Source organism: Rhizobium sp. WYCCWR 11146, assembly GCF_013591995.1.
Taxonomy (GTDB): Bacteria; Pseudomonadota; Alphaproteobacteria; order Rhizobiales; family Rhizobiaceae; genus Rhizobium; species Rhizobium indicum.
Genome location: NZ_JACCEY010000037.1, coordinates 83,966 through 105,525, shown reverse-complemented (window position 1 = coordinate 105,525; position 21,560 = coordinate 83,966). Strand labels below are relative to the sequence as shown.

The following is a 21,560-nucleotide window of genomic DNA, read 5'->3' as shown; positions in this document are numbered from 1 at the left end:
ATTTACGACTGTGATAGACCCACTCGCGCCGGGAGGGTGTCGAGACAATGGGGAGGCGCACGGATTGTCGGCACGCACTCCCCACAAGAAAAGATAAGACAACGGAAAAGGTTGGGAAAATGAAAAATAAGCTCCTGTCCGCCGCCATCGGCGCAGCAGTTTTGGCAGTTGGCGCCTCGGCCGCCTCCGCCACCACTCTCTCAGACGTCAAGGCAAAGGGTTTCGTTCAGTGCGGCGTCAACACCGGCCTTACAGGCTTTGCCGCACCTGACGCTTCCGGCAATTGGGCCGGCTTCGACGTCGACTTCTGCAAGGCCGTCGCTTCGGCCGTGTTCGGCGACCCCACCAAGGTCAAGTACACGCCGACAAATGCGAAGGAACGTTTCACCGCTCTGCAGTCCGGTGAAATCGACGTTCTCTCGCGCAATACGACCTGGACGATCAACCGCGACACCGCACTCGGTTTCAACTTCCGTCCCGTCACCTATTATGACGGTCAGGGCTTCATGGTGCGCAAGGGCCTGAACGTGAAGTCGGCGCTCGAACTCTCCGGCGCCGCAATCTGCGTGCAGTCGGGCACGACCACGGAACTGAACCTCGCCGATTATTTCAAGACGAACAATCTGCAGTACAATCCGGTCGTCTTCGAAAATCTTCCTGAGGTCAACGCGGCCTACGACGCCGGTCGTTGCGACGTTTACACGACCGACCAGTCCGGTCTCTATTCGTTGCGTCTGACGCTGAAGAATCCCGACGAACACGTCATCCTTCCTGAGATCATCTCCAAGGAGCCGCTTGGCCCGGCCGTCCGTCAGGGTGATGATCAGTGGTTCGATATCGTTTCCTGGACGGCTTATGCGCTGATCAATGCCGAAGAGTTCGGCATCACCCAGGCAAATGTCGACGAGATGAAGAACTCGCCGAACCCTGATATCAAGCGCTTCCTCGGCAGCGAGACCGACACCAAGATCGGCACCGATCTCGGCCTGACCAATGATTGGGCCGCCAACGTCATCAAGGGCGTCGGCAATTATGGCGAAATCTTCGAGCGTAACATCGGCGAGGGCAGCCCCCTCAAGATCGCACGCGGCTTGAATGCTCTGTGGAACAAGGGCGGCATCCAGTACGCACCGCCGGTTCGTTAATCGAGCACCGGCAATGAAATACTGGGAAGGCGGCCAAGCCGCCTTCCCACTCCAAAAAGTAAAAAGAAAGCCCGAAAACGGGCACAAGGGGATTGGCGCGGCATGACGCATGGGGCTGTGGATAGGACACCTTTGCATGACACCGGCTGGAGTTTCCGGTCGGCAATGTACGACCCGAAATACCGGAGCATATTTTTCCAGGTTCTAACAATCGTTGTTCTGGTGGCATTTGTGTGGTGGGTGGCCCACAACACGGCCGTGAACCTTGCGCGCAGCAATACGGCATCGGGTTTCGGCTTTCTTCGCGGCCGCGCCGGTTTCGAAATCGGCCAGTCGCTGATCGGCTTTTCGAGTGACTCGACTTATGCGCGCGCACTTCTCGTCGGCATTCTGAATACCTTGCTGGTGGCGGTGACCGGTATCTTCACCGCGACCATCATCGGCTTCCTCATCGGGATCGGCCGGCTGTCGCGCAATTGGCTGATTGCCAAGCTCTGCACGGTCTATGTCGAGGTTTTCCGCAACATTCCGCCGCTGCTCGTCATCTTTTTCTGGTATCTCGGCGTTCTCTCCGTCTTGCCGCAGCCGCGCGAGTCGGTCGGCCTGCCCTTCAACATGTTCCTCAACAACAGAGGACTAGCCTTCCCGAAGGCGATCTTCGAGACAGGCATGATAGCGGTCGGCATCGCCCTGCTGATTGCGATTGTCGCCACCATCATCATCGCGCGTTGGGCTCACAAACGCCAAGCCGCAACCGGCCAGCCGTTCCACACCGTGTGGACGGCGATCGCGCTGATCGTCGGCTTGCCATTGCTGGTCTTCGTTGTCTCCGGCTTTCCGCTCACCTTCGACGTTCCGGTCGCCGGAAAGTTCAACCTGACGGGCGGCTCCGTCGTCGGCCCCGAATTCATGTCGCTGTTTCTCGCTCTGTCCTTCTATACCGCCTCGTTCATCGCCGAGATCGTTCGCGGCGGCATTCGCGGCGTTCCTAAGGGACAATCCGAAGCAGCCGGCGCGCTGGGGCTGCATCCGTCGAGCGTGACGAGACTTGTCGTGGTGCCGCAGGCGCTGCGCATCATCATCCCGCCGCTGACGAGCCAGTACCTGAACCTGACCAAGAACTCCTCACTCGCCATCGCGATCGGTTTCTCGGATCTCGTTGCCGTCGGTGGCACGATCCTCAATCAGAGCGGTCAAGCGATCGAGATCGTCTGCATCTGGGGTATCGTCTATCTCAGCTTGAGCATTCTCACGTCGCTGTTCATGAATTGGTTCAATGCCAAGATGGCACTGGTGGAGAGATAAGATGTCGGTCGCCGATAAACCCTTTGTCAGAACGTCCATCCTTGCCGCCGAACCGCCGCCCCCCGGCGAGAGGGGAGCCGTCGCCTGGATACGCCGCAATCTCCTGGCAACTCCGAAGGACGTGATCCTGACGATCCTGGCTCTTGCGCTCATCGCATGGGCCGTGCCGCATCTCGTCAACTGGCTGTTCATCCAGGCCGTATGGTCCGGCCCGGACCGCACATTCTGCGCGACGACGATCCAGGGCGGCATCCAGCCTGACGGCTGGAGTGGCGCATGCTGGGCTTTCATCAGCGCCAAGTACGATCAGTTTATCTTCGGCCGCTATCCGCTCGGTGAGCGTTGGAGGCCGGCGATCGTCGGGATCCTGTTCATTCTGCTGCTGGTTCCGATGTTGATCCCGTCGGCGCCGCGCAAGGGCCTGAACGCCATTCTTCTGTTCGCCGTCCTGCCGGTCATCGCCTTCTGGCTTCTTCACGGCGGCTTCGGCCTCGAAGTGGTGGAGACTCCGCTCTGGGGCGGGTTGATGGTGACGCTCGTCCTGTCCTTTGTCGGTATTGCCGTCTCCCTACCCGTCGGCATTCTGCTTGCGCTGGGACGCCGCTCGAAGATGCCCGTCATCCGGATGCTCTGCGTTACCTTCATCGAGGTCATTCGAGGCGTTCCGCTGATCACCGTTCTGTTCATGGCAAGTGTCATGCTGCCGCTCTTCCTTCCGACAGGCTGGAACGTGGACAAATTGCTTCGGGCGCTGATCGGCGTGTCGATCTTCACGTCGGCCTATATGGCTGAAGTGATCCGCGGCGGCCTTCAGGCGATCCCGAAGGGACAGTTCGAAGGCGCCGATTCACTCGGCCTCGGCTATTGGCAGAAGACCCGGCTGATCATCATGCCGCAGGCCATCAAGCTGGTCATCCCGAGCATCGTGAACACCTTCATCGGAACGTTCAAGGACACGTCGCTGGTCACCATTATCGGCATGTTCGACCTGCTTGGCATCGTTAAGCTGAACTTCTCCGATGCCAATTGGGCAAGCGCCGTCACGCCGATCACGGGCCTGATCTTCGCGGGCTTCATCTTCTGGCTGTTCTGCTTCGGCATGTCGCGCTATTCAGGTTTCATGGAGCGCCATCTCGATACCGGCCACAAACGATAAGAACGCTACAACGATAAGAATGAGGGAAAATAGTCATGGCTGAAGCTCCAGCGAAAAAGCTCACCGTTTCCGCAACGGAAGTGGCGGTCGAGATCGTCAACATGAACAAGTGGTACGGCGATTTCCACGTGCTGCGCGACATCAACCTGAAGGTCATGCGCGGCGAGCGCATCGTCATTGCCGGCCCGTCGGGTTCGGGCAAGTCAACGATGATCCGCTGCATCAACCGCCTTGAAGAGCATCAGAAAGGCAAGATCGTCGTCGACGGCACCGAGCTCACCAACGATCTGAAAAAGATCGACGAGGTGCGGCGCGAAGTCGGCATGGTGTTCCAGCACTTCAACCTCTTCCCGCATCTGACGATCCTCGAAAACTGCACGCTGGCGCCAATTTGGGTCCGCAAGATGCCGAAGAAGCAGGCCGAAGAAGTGGCCATGCACTTCCTGAAGCGGGTCAAGATCCCGGAGCAGGCCAACAAATATCCGGGCCAGCTCTCCGGCGGCCAGCAACAGCGCGTGGCGATCGCCCGGTCGCTGTGCATGAACCCGAAGATCATGCTGTTCGACGAGCCGACCTCGGCGCTCGATCCCGAAATGATCAAGGAAGTGCTCGACACCATGGTGGGTCTTGCCGAGGAAGGCATGACCATGCTCTGCGTCACGCATGAAATGGGCTTTGCCCGTCAGGTGGCCAACCGGGTCATTTTCATGGACCAGGGCCAGATCGTCGAGCAGAATTCACCGGCCGAGTTCTTCGACAATCCGCAGCATGAACGCACCAAACTGTTCCTCAGCCAGATCCTGCACTAGATCGAAGCGTCCCTTGAAAAGACCCGCCGCACCTTCCGGTTCGGCGGGTCTTTCACGTTCAGCGGGAGGCTGTCGCCTGCAGCAGACTGCAGAGACCGGCAAGACCGGAATCACCGCCGGAGGCGGAGATATCGGCGCAACGGACGAGCATCTTGCGCTGCTCATTGATAGGCCTCGCCTGGAAGGCCTCCAGGGTGCGGATCTGGGACGCGCTGAGGCTGCGCTCGCCCGCGGGTCTGCCGCTGCTGCCTGCCCCATCTACCCTGCCGATGGCGAGGTTGGCATCGACGCCATTACCGCTGCCGATCGAGGCCGTGGCGTTGGCATCGATTCCATCGGAACCGCCGGTGCGTGCATTGAGATCGGCGTTGACGCCGCGACCGCCGCCGACACTGGCATTGACATCGGCATCGATGCCCCGGCCACCGCCGGCATTGGCGGTCGCATCGGCATTGACGCCGTTCGAGCCGCCGACGGAAGCATTGGCATCGGCGCTGATGCCGCTCCCACTGCCAATCGAAGCCCCGACATCGGCGCTGACGGCATTGCCTGCATTCACCGACACACCGACATCGATCGCACGCGCATCGCTTGCCGGCATGGCAAGGAGGGCGCAGGTGGATGCGAGCACTGCAAAGGACAGTCTATTGTGGTTATGGGTCATGTTTTCCTCCGTTTCATTCCGCCGAACGATCTGCCCGGCAGTTCGAAAATCGAGGAACGCGCGTACCTTCGATCGATCGGACGCCTGCAACTACAGGACGTCCATGGCAAGGCAACGTGAAGAGATGACGAATGTTTCACGACAGGGCGCGGCAAGTCGGTTCGGCGGCGTATAATGATGTTTCGCGGTTATTGAATTCCGAATCGCCCGACCGACTGTGCCAAAAGCGGGCATGTCGGCTGACAGCCGGAAGGCTTCTGAAGTATTCCCTCCGATGGCGCCAGCAATCTTCAACCGGCGGCGAATAATCCGATGGCAGCTTTTCCTTGAGATCGACCACAGCTGTCGCGGGCATCGGCTTTTCCATCAGCGATTGAACATACTAAAAATAACTCCCTTTCCGCCTGGATATATCAAGCGGGAAGTCCATGTTTCAGCATGTTCTCATCTGATGGAACTGGAGGTTTAGAATGGGCATTTTCGACAAGATCAAACATGCAATCTTCGGAGAGGCGAAAGCAGCCGAACCTGTTGCTGCCGGCGCACCGAAGACAGAGCCGGCGCAAGCGCCTGCCTCACCGTCGGCAGCCCCCAGTCCGGCGCCTGCGGCCCCTGCCCCGCAGAGCAAGCCGGTCCCCACGGCCACCGCACCAGGCACAGCTACAGTGGATATCGTCCCGATCCTCGACGCGGCGGTAAAGAAGAGCGGTCAGAAACTCGATTGGCGCCGCTCGATCGTAGACCTGATGAAAGCCGTCGGGATGGATGCGAGCCTGACCGAGCGCAAGGAACTTGCCGCTGAACTTGGCTATACCGGCGACACCAACGATTCCGCAAAAATGAACATGTGGCTGCACAAGGCACTGATGAAGCGGCTTTCGGACAACGGCGGCAAGGTACCGGCCGACCTCCTGGATTGATCGATGACGGATAGCTGCCGCCATTTCTGTGGCGGCAGCTATGCGGTTAACGTCTCGGGCAAGGGGACGCCGGAACAAGGCGTCCCCTTGCCCGCAGGCGCTGGAACCAATAACGTTTCACTCGATACTTCGATAATCGATCAGGGGAGAATTAAGTCCAATGAGATTGATGGCAGTCGTTGGTGTTGCACTCAGCCTGGCCTGTATATCGGCCGCAGAATCTCCTTCAAACTATCAATCCTACAGCGGCATTCGGGTCGATACCGACCCGGTCCTCCTGGCTCGATACGACAAGGCACTCCAACACTGCCTGCCGGAGGCAAGCTCATGGCGACGAGGCTCGTCGGACCCGCGAAGCCTGCATTACAACGCGGCTCTCAGAAATTGCCTCTATAGACGCAGCTTCGTCGACAGAGGCGTCTACGCCTACCCCATCCCCCAGGTCTACTTCGATCATTTCCTGGATCGCTGAGAAGAGCCGAGCCCTTCAGAGGCCAATCTAACAAAAAACCCGCCAAACTTGGCGGGTCTGTCTTCAATCGCGATGCTGCCGCTACTGCATAATTCCTTTAAATCCGAATCGATTTACGGACAAAATTATGCAGCAGTTCAAAGTGCTGCAGCGTCCTTTGCGCGTCTCAAAAGACGCGCGACGCTGTCGTCAGCGTTTGCCGCCAGTTGGTGGCCGGCCCTTGCCCGCCGGGCGATTGCCGCTTCCGGACGCAGTCTTGGCGTCATTGCCCTGACCGAAGTTGGTGCCGCCGAGATGGCCACCGCCGCTGGTATTGGCAACCTGGCGCTGCGCTTTGCGCAACAGTGCCTCTGCATTGGTCTTGCTCATGAAATTCTCCTCAATGGCTGGAAAACCCAGCCGGAATGCCGGCACTGACGTCCGCGGTCAAAGACCGAAGGCATATCAGGCAGCGACGATGTGCGTTTGGCGGAGGCTTGCGTCGATCAAAGACTTGCCTGCATTCATGACGATTCCCCCTCAACCGGCATGACAATCACCCTCCGGCGGCTGCCGGACGGCGCAGAAATCGATTTTGAAAGGAAAGATCAGCCGGGACGCCAGAGCGCAAACCAAGCTCGACAAGCAATTTCGATAGATGAATCAATATGACGGCAATGTGTTGAAAACAAGTTCCCGGCTTCCTGCCTGGAGAAGTGTTGCCGACTGCTTTTGCCGATTCATGGAAGATAATCATCCTGCGGCGTCAGTTGGAACGCTTCTTGCAGAGTTACTAATATGTTTATGATGCAAGGACCAAATGTAATGAATCGGTACACATCGCATCAGTTTCCCGCACTGAGGATCCTCATGAGCGGCCAGGAAAAATACAGCGTCGTCAGGACCCTCGGCGATGCAGCCACCATGCTCATTTCCGAATGGCCAGGTGATGACGGCGAGGAGTATGTCGTGGCGGTGAGGACATGCCTCGACGCCATCCGCGGAACCACGCCCCCGGACGCCGCGCGGGAAGCGCTGATCAGAGCGGCGGATGAAGCCGGCATCCGCTACCTCTCGGTCGTTCACTGAGATCGCTCGAGCAGATTCCAGAGAAGGATTTGCGGAAACGCTCGAGCAGTGCAAATCCGCCGCGACTTTGGTTTCTGCCCAGCTCATAGCCTGTCCTGGCGTTTCTCCCGTGACATCAGTTGGCTAACCGCTGCAGCAGAGAGCGCGTCGTCGGCATACTCAAACGTACCCGCTGTTTTCACCTCCATAGCGGCGCGCATCAACGCCCCCAGCGCGGCTCGCGCGAAAGAGCCGCCGACACTCACGCGGCGCACGCCGACGCTCGACAGTTCGGCAACAGAGTATTTTCGCCCTTTCAAACCCATGACCACGTTGACTGGCTTGTCCACGGCTGCACAAACGGTCCTGATTGCCTCGATATCAGGCAAGCCGGGTGCGTAAAGCACATCTGCCCCAGCGGCCGAAAATGCTTGCAGCCGTTCGATGGTGTCGTCAAGATCGGGTCTCTCCCAAAGATAATTCTCCGCCCGCGCCGTGAGAAGAAAAGGCAGACCGCGCGCAGCCTCTGCTGCAGCATGGATGCGTTCGACGGCTTGCGACAGCTCGTAGATCGGGGCAGCAGGATTGCCTGTTGCGTCTTCGATCGATCCGCCGACAAGTCCGGTTTCGCATGCCAAGCGGATGGTTTCCGCACAGGTTTCTGGCGACGCACCGAAGCCATCTTCAAGATCAGCAGAGACAGGAAGATCAGCAGCGCCAACGATCTCGGCAGCGTTCTCAAGAACCTCATCCCGTCCAAGGCTCGCGAATGAATCCAACTTGCCCTTGGAAAAGGCGTAACCCGCGCTGGTGGTCGCGAGCGCCTCGAAGCCAAGGCTTGCGAGAAGGCGAGCCGAACCGGCGTCCCACGGGTTCGGGATGACAAAGGCACTGTCCCCCTGGTGAAGTGCCTTCAGTCGCTCGAACTTGGCCCTTTGATCCATATATGCCCCCTCACGTTTCACTGAGGGCGAGACTAGCATCACGGGAACGAAATGTGAACGAGTTGCGCGAACTAGCTTAGGAGAGAATAGCGACGATGCGCTATTGGTGCGCATTTCCGTCAGTCTCACGCTCCTGGACTAGACATGAGTCCGCAGCAGAGGCCGAAACCAACTGTTACCATGTCTTCGGTATGGACTTTGAAATAGTGGCGACCCCTGCAGGAATCGAACCTGCGACAACCTGCTTAGAAGGCAGGTGCTCTATCCAGCTGAGCTAAGGGGCCGTCCGGCGGCCGCGTCTCACGAGCGCGACCGGATGCGGCATATCTGGACCAGAAATCTCAATGCGTCCAGGGCTGCGTGCGCGTATAGCGGAAATTGTCCGGATAGGCGACGACCTGGCGGACCGGATCCTTCGGTGCGATGACGCGGTATTCGATGCCATTGCGCTGGGCGTAGGCTTCGGCGAGTTCCTGCGTTTCGAAGGTGAGCTTCACCTGCTGGCGCATATCGCCCGAGGAAGTGTAGCCCATGATCGGATCGATCTTGCGCGCCGACTCCTGATCGTATTCAAGCACCCAGAGATGGGTCTTGGCCTTGCCGGACTGCATGGCGGTCTTGGCTGGACGATAGATCTTGGCAGACATGACTGCAGCGTCTCCGACTATGCGGGCAGCGCCCGCCTTTCATGGTCTCAATCCCGTTGCCGGGCCTTGGCATCATCGCTGAGGATAATGCCAAGAGATGAATTTTGCTTAGCCGCGAATCCCCGCTTTTTCAAGAAAAAAGGCGGCGTGCGACACGGCTGCCGACTCCGTTCGCATGACGGCCGACACCGCCTCCCTTTCAAATCCGGTGATTGTCGGCCGGATTTCGCAATATTTCCGCTTGTCTCACCTTGTGATCACAACCTGATTGCCGCTGCCTTCCCTCGGCACTAGTTTACGGCTCAATCGATTTCAGTGGATTTGCAGCTCATGATGAGACGTTCGGCGGAGTTCAATGCCATTGTCATAGGCGCTAGCATCACGGCGTTCTTCTACGTTGTCATCAGCTACGCCCAATATATCGGCCTGATCGCCCACGGCTGAGGTAGCCTTGTGCTGACGTACAATTGCGCCAGGCAGACAGAACTCGTGCGCCCGGCAAGCAGGCTGGCGACCTATCAAGATTTTTCTGTCTTGCATCCACAGGTCCGGCGAGGAATCTTCGGCCAGAGCTGGATTTATGGGTTGCGACGGCGAAGTGAACCGTGTATCTCCCCTGCCATTCACGGCACGGAGTGTAGCGCAGCCTGGTAGCGCATCTGGTTTGGGACCAGAGGGTCGGGAGTTCGAATCTCTCCACTCCGACCATTCAAATATCCCGATATTGTTGAATTCCTTGACAGGCGCACCCCTGCTCGTGGTCGCGCGCCGTCACTTCGCCTTCTTCGTCGTCGTGGCGCTGACGATCCTGTCGCCAGGCTTGATTCCCAGTTTGGCGACGATGCCGGCGTTGAGTTCGACAACGTATTTCACCGCAACCATCGAATCGATGATGTCGCGCGAATAGGGCACTGCCTTTTCCTTGATGTGGCGGATCGTGCCGGTGTCGTCGGCAAAAAGCATGTCGAGCGGCAGGATGGTGTTTTCCATCCACATGGTGACGCGCCGCGGCTGGTCGAAATCGAAGATCATGCCGGCATCATCGGCCATCACCTTGCGAAACATCAGGCCGCGGGCGCGCTGATCCGGGGTCGAGGCGATTTCGACAGTGAAATGCAGCACCTTGCCCGCAGCGGTCTGGATGAGCAGGGGCTCCTTGTCGAACCGCATCTCCTCGTCAGCCAAGGCCGGCAGCGCGACCATGAAAAAAAGCGCCAGGATGGCGCTTCTGATAGCATCAAATAGGATTAGGCCGCGCATATTCAGTGCGACCGGCTTGCCGGGCTCGGAACGTCGGGATGGATCTCTGCGGCCATCAGGCCCTTTTCGCCATCGCCGAAGCGAACGAGAACCACCTGGCCGGGGCGGAGCTCCGTCAGGCCGAAGCGGCGCAGCGTCTCCATGTGAACGAAGATATCTTCGGTGCCCTCGCCGCGTGTCAGGAAGCCGAAGCCCTTGGTGCGGTTGAACCACTTGACCAGTGCACGCTCGAGGCCGCTCGTCGCGGTGACCTGCACATGGGTGCGCACCGGCGGCAGTTGCGAGGGATGAACCGCGGTCGACTGGTCCATCGAGAGGATCTTGAAGGCCTGATAGCCGCGCTCGCGGCGCTGGATAAGGGCGACGATGCGCGTTCCCTCGAGGATCGTCTGGTAACCGTCGCGGCGCAGGCAGGTCACGTGCAGGAGAACATCCTGCATGCCGTTGTCGGGCACGATGAAGCCGAAACCCTTGGCGACATCGAACCACTTGACGACGCCGGTGATTTCAACAAGATCGACCGCCTCTCCTGATAGCTCGTCGAGGTCGGAGTATTCGTTCGATGAAATCCTGTCAGCCATTGTCGCCAGCCCCTCGAATACGCGTCACACTGTTACGGTTAACTGATTCTTGAAATCAAGATTAACATCTTGGTAACGGATAAGCGCAAGTCCTAGTTTTCGGTTATTCCCAGGTGCACATTTTATAAAGTTGACTTGCCCGAAGCTGACCTCGGTTCGCCGAAAAAAGCCAGCCCCAATAAAGGAGTAAATAGAATGCGTTATCTACATACAATGGTTCGTGTCAAAGACCTGGACACCTCGCTTGCCTTTTACACCACGCTGTTCGGACTGGAGGAAATTCGCCGCCACGAAAACGAGAAGGGCCGCTTCACCCTGGTTTTCCTGGCTGCTCGCGACGATCTCGACCGTGCGCGCAGCGAAAAAGCCCCCTGCCTCGAGCTGACCTACAATTGGGACACGGAAGATTATAGCGGAGGTCGCAATTTCGGCCACCTCGCCTATGAGGTCGACGATATTTACGCCACCTGCCAAAATCTGATGGACAACGGCATCACCATCAACCGGCCACCGCGCGACGGGAACATGGCCTTCGTGCGCTCGCCCGACGGCATCTCGATCGAAATCCTGCAGAAGGGCAACCCGCTTCCGGCCGCCGAACCTTGGTCTTCGATGGGCAATACCGGCGCCTGGTAAGGGTTTTCGCCGCAAGGCTTTTGCGAGGCTTGCGGCTTTTTCGATTTCGGGTCCGGCCGGCGCCTCGGCGCTTGCCGCGATCCGACGCCGCAGGCAATCTCCTGGCGACTCGAAGCAGATAGAGAAGCGTTTTTCGCTTATTTTCCGCATCAACTGGAGACTGTCGCTTGCGTAAGATGCAGATGCGGATGCCCGCGACGGGCGCTTTGCTGATCGCCACCTCGGTGCTGGCGCTGTCCGGCTGCGCGTCGGACAAGAAGGCGCTCGATTCGGCGGTGGTGGTTCCGGCTGTGCCGGCCGCAGCACCGCAGCTGGCCACGGCAGCGCCTGCAAGCCCTGCCCCCCCACGTTCGGTCTATACCGATCCCCGGCTCGTCAACGTCTCCGGCGTCCAGGGTGCGCCTCAGGTGGTGGCACAAGATCCGAATGCAGCCGTCCCCCCCGCCGGCTCGGCGACGACGGCGCCCGCCAATATCGGCGGGCTCGTCCTGCAGTCGACCCGGATCAACGCGCAGGCGATGAGCATCTTTTCCGATCACCAGCCGGCGCCGCAGAACAACAGCACGTCCACCGTCATTCAGCCGCAGGCCTATGTGCCGGTGGAAGGTGCAGCACCTGCGCGAAGCAGCGTCTACAGCCAGCCGCCCATGCCCCAACAGCCGGCGGAGCCGGTGCTACCGCAGCAATCCTCGCAGAATAGCAGCACGCAGCTTGCGCCCGTGCAGACGGCGTCGCTGGCGACGGGCAGCATTCCGACCTCGACGATGAACGCGCTCTACAGCGCGCCGAAGCAAAACCTGCTCGGCAGCCTCTCGGGCCTGCTGCACAAGGCGGCCCTGCCCGGCATGACGCGTATCGCGCCGAACGGGCTGCATCTCCAGAACGACAAGGTCGAGGTCGGCTGCTTCAAGCCCGACCTGCTGAAAGTGATCAAGACGGTCGAAAGTCATTTCGGCCGGCCTGTTATCGTCACCTCCGGCTACCGTGACGAAGAGCATAACCGCCTCGTCGGCGGCGCTGACGAATCGATGCACAAGAGCTGCGAGGCCGCCGACATCCAGATCGACGGCGTGACGAAATGGGATATCGCCGCCTATATCCGCTCGTTGCCGGACCGCGGCGGCGTCGGCACCTACTGCCACACGGATTCGGTTCACCTCGACACCGGCAAAACCCGTGACTGGAACTGGGGCTGCGGCGGCAAGCGCGCACCGATAGCGACGGCAAGAGCGATCTGACGGCCGCGCGATTTTCGCATTACGTTACGGCAGCTGCACCTCGTCTCGTTAAAGAAACAACCGGCAGCCTATTGATTCAGCTTCAATAATCGGCTTCTCGAACGCACTTGGATTTCCTGTCATTTTTTTGAAAGAAAACCGCAATTCCGCTTGCGGGATTCAAAACGCCTGACTATAAGGGCGCCACCACGAAGGAAGCGCCCTTCGTCTATCGGTTAGGACACCAGATTTTCATTCTGGGAAGAGGGGTTCGACTCCCCTAGGGCGTACCACTTTCTCTCCATAAAGAAGCCATCACTTCCGCTTGCAGAAGCCGGCGCGCGCTCCTATTTTAACGAGGCTGCCTGCGCCCTTCGTCTATCGGTTAGGACGACAGATTCTCATTCTGTAAAGAGGGGTTCGACTCCCCTAGGGCGTACCACTGCTGGTCACAGAAGCCATTCTCGGCGTTCTATTCGACCAGAACAGGGCTCGGCTGCTCCGATATGCATCAGGGGAGCGACGGTCCATTCAGAGAAGCGCCGAGCTTGATGCCTCCCAATGTTTCGGGCAGATCGACGACGTAGATCTTCCAAGGCCGTTTCACCATGTCCTGCTTGTTGCCGAACAGCCTCGTTCGGCGGGATTGCGTGACCGGAATATAGAGCTTGCGATCGACACTGATGAACGATCCGTCCGGACTGATGAACTCGTCATCCGACGTCAGCACCGCAGTCTCTCCGGTCGGTGACAAGATCGTCACCCGCTTGTTGTCCAGTTCCGAGAGATAGAGGTTACCGTTCGTATCAAGGGCGCAGCCGCCGCTGCGTGCGATCGTCGCGTATTCCTCGACCTGTTCGGCGAGGTCGTCATCCGAAAGCGACGCGTCGCGCAACGCTGCGGTCTTGATCCTGATGAATGGGCCGGTCGGTGCTGCAGCATAAAGCCACTCCCCGTCGTCGCTGACCTCGATCATGTCGATCTTCGGGGTCTGGTGACTCCCCTGCTGCATATTCGGTTCGACCTTTGCCTGCATCTCAGGAGAACCGGACATCCGGCGAAGCGTAACGCCGGTCTTGAGGTCATGATAGATCAAAGCGCCCAACCCGGAGTCCGTGACGTAGACATGGTCGCCGAACACGCGCAGATCGTTCAATTTCGCGCCCTTCGGCAGAATATCGTCGCCGAAGCGCAGAACCCGCAGCACCTCGCCGGAGTCCGCATCCAATTGAACAAGCTTCTGTGCGCCCTTGTGAGGCTCGGAAAGCGCAGGCGGATAGGAGTCTGCGCGCAGTGCTCCCTGGTCCACCGCCCAGACAGTCCCGTCCTTGAAGACATGGATCGAGTTGACATAGACGAAGCTATCAAATCCGTCGTCACCGGGCTTCCATTCGTTCCAGGCGTTTCCCGGAAAGGCGGCTGGCTTTCCGTCCGCACCCCGCTTTGCGAGACAGGGCGTCTGGTCGTAGTCCGGATAGCGCGGCAGGCCGAAGAACATGTCTCCTTTGGCTGTCAGCGCCACCTGATTGCAGAACCATGGAATTTCTGCCGCCACGGTGTGAATAAGCTCTGCCCCTGCCGCCGATACACCTCTTGCCGGCAGCAAGCCTGAAGCCGCAGTGCAGGCAGCAGCAGTCATAAATCTCCGACGTCCAATTTTCATGATATCCTCCTCTTGGTAAGGTCACACGACGGCAAGCAAACGACCGCCATCGAATCGGCGTGCAAACGCCCCGCGCTTTGCGTGCGCGTGGGAGGCCGCGACAGCTGAAATGACGCCGTGGAAAGCCTGGGAACGACCCGCCAATTCTTAGGGCTGGAGCCGTTTTATTGGCAGGATCGATGGCCTCTATCAGCTCTGCGAGTTTTGTAGATCGGCCTGCCGCTCGGCCGCGCGATCAGGGTTTTTCAGCGATATCCCTCTCCGTCATGCCGATACCCTCTAGAATCTTTTTCCGCAGGTAGGCGTCACGGCTTGGGTAGAGCGTCGAGGTCCGCATGGCAGCTTCCCCCTCATGAAACCGAATGAACTGGCCGCCTGACTGAGGGGTCACCTGCCCCCAGTGCGGGACGCTGTTACCGTTCGGATCGCCAGTCTTGATGAAGTTTGCGAGATAGGTAATGGCCATGTCGCGCATGGCGAAATCCGGGTCGGTCCACGGAAGCTGGTCACGGTTTCCAGGGCGCAGCGAACCGTTGAAGTACCAGTTGTCTCCCGCGTGCCAAGCGCGACGAAAGCCCTGATCCTTGCCCGGCGGCCAGTGGTCCCAATAGTAGAGATAGACGTTGGCGTTGCTGTGGGCTTTGGCAAATTCCGCCCCGAGGCGCACATATTCGAACATATAGTCGTTCAACATACGCAGCGATAATCGATAGGCTTCCATCGGGTCGTTGGTTTCGTAGAGCGGAAAGACGGCGTCGTCGACATTGCCCGCCTGGTGCGGTCGGATCGCCGCCAGCATCGCCTCATGCTGCTCGCCCTCCGTCATTTTCAGGTCGTTCGGCCGCAGTCCGGTATATTCGTCCGCCGTCTGCCCGATGATAATATCCAGACCGTCGAAATCGCCCGGTTGAAGCAGGTTTACCGACTCCTTGGTGAACACGTAGTCGTCGATGGTATAGAACTGGTTCGTCGCGACGGCGCCTGTCATTGCACCGTAGAGCGTGTCCTTTCCGCCCTGCCAATTCTCCAGCCAGGCCTTGCTGTCGATCGCCCGAAGGTCGGCAAGCGTCACCTCTTTGCCGAAGAGCTTATTGACTGCATCCTGGTTTTGCTGGGATTTCTTGGCGAAGTCGACAACCTTCCCCGGCAGGAAGCCGGTGAAGCTCGATTGAATGAAAGCGCGCTTGAAAAGACCCTTGGCCAGCGGCGTCCGGAGGAGCGCAACGGTGTTTTCGCCACCCGCCGACTGGCCGCCGATCGTCACGGTCCTGGGATCGCCTCCGAACGCTTCTGCGTTCCTTTGGATCCAGTGAAGAGCATCGACGAGATCGAGGACCCCGAAATTGCCTTTCGGGCCGCCTTTGCCACTGTCCTTGTCCATCTCCGGCAGCGACAGCCAGCCCATCGCTCCAAGGCGATATTGAACAGAGACCACGACCACGCCCTTCGCCGCCAACTGCGCCGCATAGAGGTCTTTCATCTCGCTCGAACCCAGGCGGTTGGCGCCGCCATGGATGAGCATATAGACAGGCAGTCGATCGCCGGTGCTGCGGGCCGGGGTCCAGACCGCAAGGTTCAAGCCGTTGTCGCTAATCCGCGCCCGGCCGAGACTGTTCGGGTTCTGGAGCATCTGATCACCCCACTTGTCGGCCGTGAGAATGCCATCCCATGGCTTGACCGACGGCGCCGGCTTCCAGCGGTTTTCCCCGCCGACATTTCCGGCGAATGGAATGCCGAGGAATTGGGTAACGCCGGCAGTGTCGCTCGGCACGCCTTCGACCCGGCCTCCCGTGACAGTCGCCAGCGTGATTGGTCCTGCCCCGTCGGTCGCGCCCGCATTGTTTGCCGCGCTCAGCAGCAGGCTTGCCATCAGGACGATAGCACCCGTTCTGCTCTTGCCGACGACACGCATGCACTTCCCACTCGTTCTCATGCCTTCCTCCCAGGTTGATTGCTCGATTGCCGCGTGGAACTGCAGGTGCCAATCAGGGCGGCACGACGACATCGGCGTGTCCGCTCAGCACCAGAGACAGGCGAACGAAACCGCTCGCCTTCTGCTCCTGGACGAAAGCGCGCGTGAACGCGGCTGCAGCGGGGCGATCCGCACTGATGCCGACGGCCTGGGGAATGGCCATGAACGGTTCCTGCATCACTGCAAAGTCGGGCTGGTCGCGAGCGACGATCGACATGGCCTGCCGCACGCCCGCCAGACCATCGAGATCCCCGCCCGTCAAAGCCGCCACCGCTTCCGGAAAACTGTCGAAACGGATCAGTTCGCCGGCTCCGCCATGTCTTGAAAGAAAGAGTTCGTAGGCACTTCCCTTGACGGCGCCGATTTTCAGTCGCAGCCGGTCCACGTCCTTCAGGCCCAACGGCCCCGCAGCGCGGCGTATCAGAAATGCGCCTTCGATCTGGACATAGGGGTCGCTATAGGCAATGCGCTCGGCTCGCTGCGGATCGATTGCGAGGAAACACACGTCCCACTCCTCCGTGCCGACACTTGCGGAAACATCGCCGGCTTTGTCGTAATGTCGAAAGCGGATCTGGAGCGAGAGTTTTTCTGCAAGCGACCGTGCGAGGTCCACCGACACGCCCGTCGGCGTCTCGTCCGTCGGCCCGCGCCGAACCATCACGACATTGCCGTGATTGAGGGCGCAGACCAGCATTCCGGAAGGAGCGATCTCCCTGCGGATCGCCTCAAGGTCAAAATAGGTCACGGTTTCCTCCTCCAGTTGAACGCATGCCTTTAGGACTAGATGGATTTCATCCACTCATCTTCGGTCGGGAACTGCGTGATCATCAGCTCCAGTCCATCCTCGCCAGCCGTGATGGTCGGCGCAGGATCGTCGAACCGCACGAACATCAGCGAGAAGGGCTGATAAATCTGCCCTTCATGGATGAGACTGCCGTTGAGCACGATCAGGTACTGGCCGCCGCTGCCTGTCGGATCGGGTGCCTGCACCGCCATGGCCGGTCCCAGCCGGAACACCTTGCAGTTCATGCCATCATCACCCGGCTGCTCCTCGATGATGGTGTCGACGGTCAACTCGGTGCGATTGCGGAGAACCGGCTCGATCGACAGCGCCACCGCACCCGACGTGCGATGACGACGTTTGGTGGGTTTGAGCTTTTCGCGAACGTTCGGCGTCGTCAGGTAGACGAGCCCGGCATCGGTCTTGCTGCGCAAAGTCAGGTATGACAGTCCCTGTTCGCTGGCGATCAGCGGGCCATAGCCGGTGTGATGGTCGGCGTAATGCACGGTAACGAGACGCACTTCGTCTCGGCCGATCGTGCCGCTTCCGGCGATGAAGACCTGGAACTGGTCGACGATGTGGAAATGCGATTCGAGCTTTTGATGAGCGTTCAAATCGAGCCGGAAGGCCTGTGGATCAGGCGCTGCAATGTCCGAGTTCTTGCCGAACATGTTGATCTTCCAGGATTGGCCGCGGCGAAAACGGGTCGGTTCTTTTTCGGTGTAGGACGCAGTTTGCATCGATTGATCCTCCTTGGGCCGTCGCGCCGATTTTGCTTTTATGGTGATGCGCTTCAATGGTGATGGGGTGGCGGAAACTCGACATCGAGTGTCGCGGCAACCGCGTCTCGGTCTATCCCGATCATCTCGTGCAACTTGCCGAACTGCTGCGGGGCGTTGATCGTCTGGACGGCAACGAGACGATCGCTCTTGAAGCCCAGAACCGAAAATGCGCCGCTGGCTGGTGCGTTCAGCACCGCTTCCATATCGGCGCCGTTCACGTCGCCCGACATCTGAATCTGGATGGCGGCCTGATGCGACCAATAGCGCGGCAGACGCTTGGGTGGCGGTGACGCCCCGGCGATTGCCGCGGCAACGATCTTCGCCTGATCCTGCCCGGGATTGACCGCTTCGTTTCGGACGTGGCGTCCGAGCACCGGATCGTACCAAGCGGAGCAATCGCCAACGGCATAGACGGCCGGGTGCGACGAACGCCCGATCTCCGAAACGAGAATGCCGTTGTTCACCTCAAGGCCCGCGTCGCGCGCCAAGTTTTCATGGGGTGCCGCCCCGATCGCCACCACGACGATATCAGCCTCGATCTGCTCGCGGTCGCTTAAAGTGACCAGATCGACATCCCGGCCACCGTCGCGAACGATCGTCACTACTGTGGCGCCGAAGCGAACATGAAGCCCCTGGTTCAGATGCCGGTCGAGCACGTAATTGGCGATCGACTTGCTGACCGTCCGCTCCATCAGCCTCGAACCAGCCTCGACGACCGTGACGGCGAGCCCCTTTGCCAAAGCCATTGCGGCGATTTCCATGCCGATCAGTCCGCCGCCGATAATCGCGACCGACTTGGCGCCGGCAAGACGTGCCTTCAATCCGATCAGATCGTCATGCGTGCGTAGGGCGTGGGCGATGCCGTCGGCATCCACAGACGTGGGCAAACGACGTGGTTCGGCCCCACAGGCGAGGATCAAGCGCCCGTAGGGAAAGCGGGTTCCATCCTCGGAGAGTGCATAACTTTCCGCTAAATTCAGCGCGACGATCTTCACAGCCTGAACGAGGTCGATCTGGTTCAAGGCGTAGAACGTTTCCGGGCGGAGCGGCGTTGGAGAATAGTCGTCCTTCGACAGCGCTTCTTTCGAGAGCGGCGGACGATGGTAGGGAAGGACGTTCTCCTGCGTTACCAGCATGATGGAGCCGTCATATTTGGCGCTGCGCAATGCGGCCGCGGCAGCGACCCCGGAATGGGACGCACCAATGATCAAGATATCAGACATCAAGGGTTCACCGATCCGATCGCTGTCATCCGACGACCACCATGTCGAACTCGCTCTTTCGAGCGCCGCACTCCGGGCAAACCCAATCGTCGGGCACGTCTTCCCAGCGGGTGCCCGGCGCCACGCCGCCATCGGGATCTCCAAGCGCCTCGTCGTAGACATACGCGCACAGGACGCACTGCCACACCTTGAAGCCGCTCCAGTCGGCGACCTCCGCGGACGGAACCATTTGCTTTTCCTCCCACAAACTCGAATTTGAGCGAGGCTACCTCAAGGATCTTGGTATCTCCAGATGTTCTGCCATACTATCAGTCATAGCATTTCGGCATATCTCAGGGAGAAGACGACATGGACATCCGCCAACTCGCTTATTTCGTCCGCGTGGCGGAGCTCGGAAGCTTCAGCCGCGCATCGGCTTTCCTGCACATCGCCCAGCCCGCACTGAGCCGACAGGTCCGAAACCTGGAGACGGAGTTGAAGGAGCGGCTCCTGCTTCGCAATGGACGAGGCGTCGAGCTCACCGAGGCCGGCGAACGTCTGCTCGATAATGCGCGTGGCATTCTTCGGCAAATCGAGCGCACCTACGAGGACATCGAGAATTCTCGAACAGGGAAATCCGGGAAAGTCGGAATAGGTTTGCCCGCCACGATCTCGACCGCAATCGCGACCGCGCTCATACGCAAGCTGAGAGAGGAATTGTCGGACGCTCAGGTGATGCTCGTCCACGGACGATCGAACCAGCTTCAGGAATGGATCCTGTCCGGCCGCCTCGACATGGCGATCATGTACGACGCGCCATCGTCCCCAATGTTGGAAATCCACGACCTCGTCGAGGAGAACCTCTATCTCATTGGCCGCGAGGGCGCGTTCAAAGATGACAAGCCGATACATCTGGAATCAATTGCCGACGTGCCGATGGTCATCGCCTGCAGACCCAACAGCACGAGGGTCCTGCTCGATTCCGAACTGGCGCGGCTTGGCCAGAAGCTCAATATCGTCTTTGAGTTGGACCCTCTCGATACGATGTTCGATCTTGTGAGGGACGGCTACGGCTTCACGGTTGCGTCGATCCGCACGCTGGCATCCAAGGGTCCGGATGCACGGCATGGACTGGAACTGCGCAAAATCGTCGGACCCGAATTGATCCTCTCCGTCCAACTGGTGCAGCCCGCTCGCCGATTGTCGAACAGGCTGCACGAAGCGGCTTTTCGCATATTGCGCGACCTCAGCATGGATCTCCTGGGGAGCAAGCCGGCCTGAAGGTGTTGCCTGGAATGTTCTCCGGGTAAAACCGCGGAGGCGCTATTCTCGGCAAGACCGGCGGAACGTCAGCATCCGGTGTCCAGGCCCATATTGACGACGCGCTCAGGGCGCCCATCCAAAAATGCTTCGATGAGGCGGACGGCGTCTCCGTAGTAGGTACCCAACATGTCCCTGGTGAAATATCCAAGGTGCGGGGTGATCACGACGTTCGACAGGCTGCGGAATGGATGGTCGACCGGCAGCGGCTCTTTTTCGTAGACGTCCAGCCCCGCTCCCGCAATCGATCTTGAGCGCAACGCGGCAATAAGCGCGGGCTCGTCAACGATGGCGCCGCGGGCGGTATTGATGATGTAGGCGGTCTTTTTCATCGCCTGCAGATCGGTCGCGCCGACGATGCCTCGCGTTCGGTCGCTCAACGCCAGATGGATCGTGACGACGTCGCTGGTAGCAAACAGCTCTTGCTTCGATACCAGACGCGCACCGGCTGCCTCCGCCTGCTCCGCCGTCATGTTCTGGCTCCAGGCCTGCAGCTCCATGCCGAAAACCTTGCCGATCTCCGCGACCCTTCTGCCGAGGCCGCCGAGGCCAAGAATGCCGAGCACCTTGCCTCCCACCGTCGTCCCGGCCTGGGTCTGCCAGCCTCCGCCGCGCATGATGCGATCTTCCGAAGCGATATGTCGCGTTGCCGACAAGATCAGACCCCAGACGAGTTCGGCAACGCCGCCGGCGCCTGCCCCGCTGACCGGAGTGTTCGAGACGAGGACGCCGCGGCTCGCGGCTGTCGCGATATCCACCGTATCGTAGCGCTTGCCGGTGACGACGATGTACTTCAGGCGCGGCAGCCGGCAGATCAACTCCCCTGGAATCGGCATCCTTTCGCGGAGAGTGCAGATTATGTCGAATTGGGCGAGCTCGCGCGCGGCTTCATCCGGCAGTGCCAACAGACGATCGAAGACGACGACATTGGCGCGGGATTTCAAACCTTCCCAATCGGCGACTTCCTGGGAAATACCCAGATAATCGTCAAGAATGGCGATGTTCGGTTTCATGGAGACCCCCGCGCAAATGATCGT

General features: G+C 59.5%; 23 protein-coding genes and 4 tRNA genes. 13 read left to right on the top strand and 14 right to left on the bottom strand.

The window, feature by feature from the left end:
- Nucleotides 1-119: 119 nt before the first annotated feature.
- The 4 genes from HX899_RS28135 to HX899_RS28120 all read left to right on the top strand — a co-directional run bounded on the left by HX899_RS28135 (nt 120) and on the right by HX899_RS28120 (nt 4,415).
- Nucleotides 120-1,145 carry an amino acid ABC transporter substrate-binding protein gene (locus tag HX899_RS28135; protein ID WP_029873144.1) on the top strand — a complete coding sequence of 342 codons (1,026 nt, stop codon included), beginning with the start codon at nt 120-122 and terminating at the stop codon, nt 1,143-1,145.
- A gap of 102 nt (nt 1,146-1,247) precedes the next feature.
- Complete coding sequence (locus HX899_RS28130) at nt 1,248-2,450, top strand: amino acid ABC transporter permease (protein WP_171598859.1); 1,203 nt, start codon at nt 1,248-1,250, stop codon at nt 2,448-2,450.
- A gap of 1 nt (nt 2,451) precedes the next feature.
- Nucleotides 2,452-3,606 carry an amino acid ABC transporter permease gene (locus tag HX899_RS28125; RefSeq protein WP_138329657.1) on the top strand — a complete coding sequence of 385 codons (1,155 nt, stop codon included), beginning with the start codon at nt 2,452-2,454 and terminating at the stop codon, nt 3,604-3,606.
- A gap of 35 nt (nt 3,607-3,641) precedes the next feature.
- The gene (locus tag HX899_RS28120) at nt 3,642-4,415 is read left to right on the top strand and encodes an amino acid ABC transporter ATP-binding protein (RefSeq protein WP_012757299.1); all 774 of its coding nucleotides are present in this window, start codon (nt 3,642-3,644) and stop codon (nt 4,413-4,415) included.
- Nucleotides 4,416-4,473: 58 nt separating this feature from the next.
- Here HX899_RS28120 and HX899_RS28115 read toward each other — a convergent pair whose 3' ends face one another.
- Complete coding sequence (locus HX899_RS28115; protein WP_180194260.1) at nt 4,474-5,079, bottom strand: hypothetical protein; 606 nt, start codon at nt 5,077-5,079, stop codon at nt 4,474-4,476.
- 470 nt (nt 5,080-5,549) lie between these two features.
- Between HX899_RS28115 and HX899_RS28110 the strand changes: the two genes are divergently transcribed.
- Together HX899_RS28110 and HX899_RS28105 are read left to right on the top strand one after the other, a co-directional pair.
- Entirely contained in the window at nt 5,550-5,999 is a 450-nt protein-coding gene (locus tag HX899_RS28110; RefSeq protein ID WP_180194261.1) for a DUF3597 domain-containing protein, read from the top strand.
- 160 nt (nt 6,000-6,159) lie between these two features.
- Complete coding sequence (locus HX899_RS28105) at nt 6,160-6,471, top strand: hypothetical protein (protein WP_138329663.1); 312 nt, start codon at nt 6,160-6,162, stop codon at nt 6,469-6,471.
- A gap of 189 nt (nt 6,472-6,660) precedes the next feature.
- Here the strand turns inward: HX899_RS28105 and HX899_RS28100 are convergent, their stop codons facing one another.
- The gene (locus HX899_RS28100; protein ID WP_131663925.1) at nt 6,661-6,840 is read right to left on the bottom strand and encodes a hypothetical protein; all 180 of its coding nucleotides are present in this window, start codon (nt 6,838-6,840) and stop codon (nt 6,661-6,663) included.
- 408 nt (nt 6,841-7,248) lie between these two features.
- Here HX899_RS28100 and HX899_RS28095 point away from each other — a divergent pair, with 408 nt between their 5' ends.
- The gene (locus tag HX899_RS28095) at nt 7,249-7,539 is read left to right on the top strand and encodes a DUF982 domain-containing protein (protein WP_138329665.1); all 291 of its coding nucleotides are present in this window, start codon (nt 7,249-7,251) and stop codon (nt 7,537-7,539) included.
- Between the two features lie 83 nt (nt 7,540-7,622).
- On the opposite strand, the gene HX899_RS28090 is transcribed toward HX899_RS28095, so the two are convergent.
- The 3 genes from HX899_RS28090 to HX899_RS28080 all read right to left on the bottom strand — a co-directional run bounded on the left by HX899_RS28090 (nt 7,623) and on the right by HX899_RS28080 (nt 9,109).
- Nucleotides 7,623-8,462: an oxaloacetate decarboxylase gene (locus HX899_RS28090; RefSeq protein WP_181293919.1), complete on the bottom strand. Its 840-nt coding sequence runs from the start codon at nt 8,460-8,462 to the stop codon at nt 7,623-7,625.
- Nucleotides 8,463-8,669: 207 nt separating this feature from the next.
- Nucleotides 8,670-8,746: transfer RNA gene (locus HX899_RS28085), tRNA-Arg, on the bottom strand.
- A 57-nt stretch (nt 8,747-8,803) separates the two neighbouring features.
- Nucleotides 8,804-9,109 carry an ETC complex I subunit gene (locus HX899_RS28080; protein WP_003539138.1) on the bottom strand — a complete coding sequence of 102 codons (306 nt, stop codon included), beginning with the start codon at nt 9,107-9,109 and terminating at the stop codon, nt 8,804-8,806.
- A 631-nt stretch (nt 9,110-9,740) separates the two neighbouring features.
- Here HX899_RS28080 and HX899_RS28075 point away from each other — a divergent pair.
- Nucleotides 9,741-9,817, top strand: a tRNA-Pro gene (locus tag HX899_RS28075).
- Between the two features lie 63 nt (nt 9,818-9,880).
- On the opposite strand, the gene HX899_RS28070 is transcribed toward HX899_RS28075, so the two are convergent.
- Both HX899_RS28070 and HX899_RS28065 read right to left on the bottom strand, forming a co-directional pair.
- Complete coding sequence (locus tag HX899_RS28070; protein WP_138329724.1) at nt 9,881-10,369, bottom strand: DUF192 domain-containing protein; 489 nt, start codon at nt 10,367-10,369, stop codon at nt 9,881-9,883.
- Between the two features lie 2 nt (nt 10,370-10,371).
- Complete coding sequence (locus HX899_RS28065) at nt 10,372-10,950, bottom strand: cold-shock protein (RefSeq protein WP_012757289.1); 579 nt, start codon at nt 10,948-10,950, stop codon at nt 10,372-10,374.
- A gap of 195 nt (nt 10,951-11,145) precedes the next feature.
- Between HX899_RS28065 and gloA the strand changes: the two genes are divergently transcribed.
- From gloA to HX899_RS28045, 4 genes are all read left to right on the top strand, one after another.
- Nucleotides 11,146-11,586: a lactoylglutathione lyase gene (gloA, locus tag HX899_RS28060; RefSeq protein WP_181293918.1), complete on the top strand. Its 441-nt coding sequence runs from the start codon at nt 11,146-11,148 to the stop codon at nt 11,584-11,586.
- 176 nt (nt 11,587-11,762) lie between these two features.
- Complete coding sequence (locus tag HX899_RS28055; RefSeq protein ID WP_407073938.1) at nt 11,763-12,824, top strand: D-Ala-D-Ala carboxypeptidase family metallohydrolase; 1,062 nt, start codon at nt 11,763-11,765, stop codon at nt 12,822-12,824.
- A 197-nt stretch (nt 12,825-13,021) separates the two neighbouring features.
- Nucleotides 13,022-13,096: transfer RNA gene (locus HX899_RS28050), tRNA-Glu, on the top strand.
- 74 nt (nt 13,097-13,170) lie between these two features.
- Nucleotides 13,171-13,245: transfer RNA gene (locus HX899_RS28045), tRNA-Glu, on the top strand.
- A gap of 69 nt (nt 13,246-13,314) precedes the next feature.
- Here the strand turns inward: HX899_RS28045 and HX899_RS28040 are convergent.
- From HX899_RS28040 to HX899_RS28015, 6 genes are all read right to left on the bottom strand, one after another.
- Complete coding sequence (locus tag HX899_RS28040) at nt 13,315-14,466, bottom strand: L-dopachrome tautomerase-related protein (protein WP_181293916.1); 1,152 nt, start codon at nt 14,464-14,466, stop codon at nt 13,315-13,317.
- Nucleotides 14,467-14,701: 235 nt separating this feature from the next.
- On the bottom strand, nt 14,702-16,399 hold the full coding sequence (locus HX899_RS28035; RefSeq protein WP_181293914.1) for a carboxylesterase family protein: 1,698 nt from the start codon (nt 16,397-16,399) through the stop codon (nt 14,702-14,704).
- 52 nt (nt 16,400-16,451) lie between these two features.
- Complete coding sequence (locus tag HX899_RS28030) at nt 16,452-17,183, bottom strand: transporter substrate-binding domain-containing protein (protein WP_181293913.1); 732 nt, start codon at nt 17,181-17,183, stop codon at nt 16,452-16,454.
- 35 nt (nt 17,184-17,218) lie between these two features.
- Nucleotides 17,219-17,959, bottom strand: coding sequence for a hypothetical protein (locus tag HX899_RS28025; RefSeq protein ID WP_138329736.1), 741 nt, complete (start codon nt 17,957-17,959; stop codon nt 17,219-17,221).
- A gap of 53 nt (nt 17,960-18,012) precedes the next feature.
- Entirely contained in the window at nt 18,013-19,224 is a 1,212-nt protein-coding gene (locus tag HX899_RS28020) for an NAD(P)/FAD-dependent oxidoreductase (protein ID WP_138329737.1), read from the bottom strand.
- Nucleotides 19,225-19,249: 25 nt separating this feature from the next.
- Entirely contained in the window at nt 19,250-19,453 is a 204-nt protein-coding gene (locus tag HX899_RS28015; RefSeq protein WP_138329739.1) for a rubredoxin, read from the bottom strand.
- A 119-nt stretch (nt 19,454-19,572) separates the two neighbouring features.
- On the opposite strand from HX899_RS28015, the gene HX899_RS28010 reads away from it, so the two are divergent.
- Entirely contained in the window at nt 19,573-20,484 is a 912-nt protein-coding gene (locus HX899_RS28010; RefSeq protein WP_181293911.1) for a LysR family transcriptional regulator, read from the top strand.
- A gap of 68 nt (nt 20,485-20,552) precedes the next feature.
- Here HX899_RS28010 and HX899_RS28005 read toward each other — a convergent pair whose 3' ends face one another.
- Nucleotides 20,553-21,536 (bottom strand): D-2-hydroxyacid dehydrogenase family protein, encoded by a 984-nt coding sequence (locus tag HX899_RS28005; RefSeq protein WP_181293910.1) that lies wholly within the window; start codon nt 21,534-21,536, stop codon nt 20,553-20,555.
- Between the last annotated feature and the right edge of the window lie 24 nt (nt 21,537-21,560).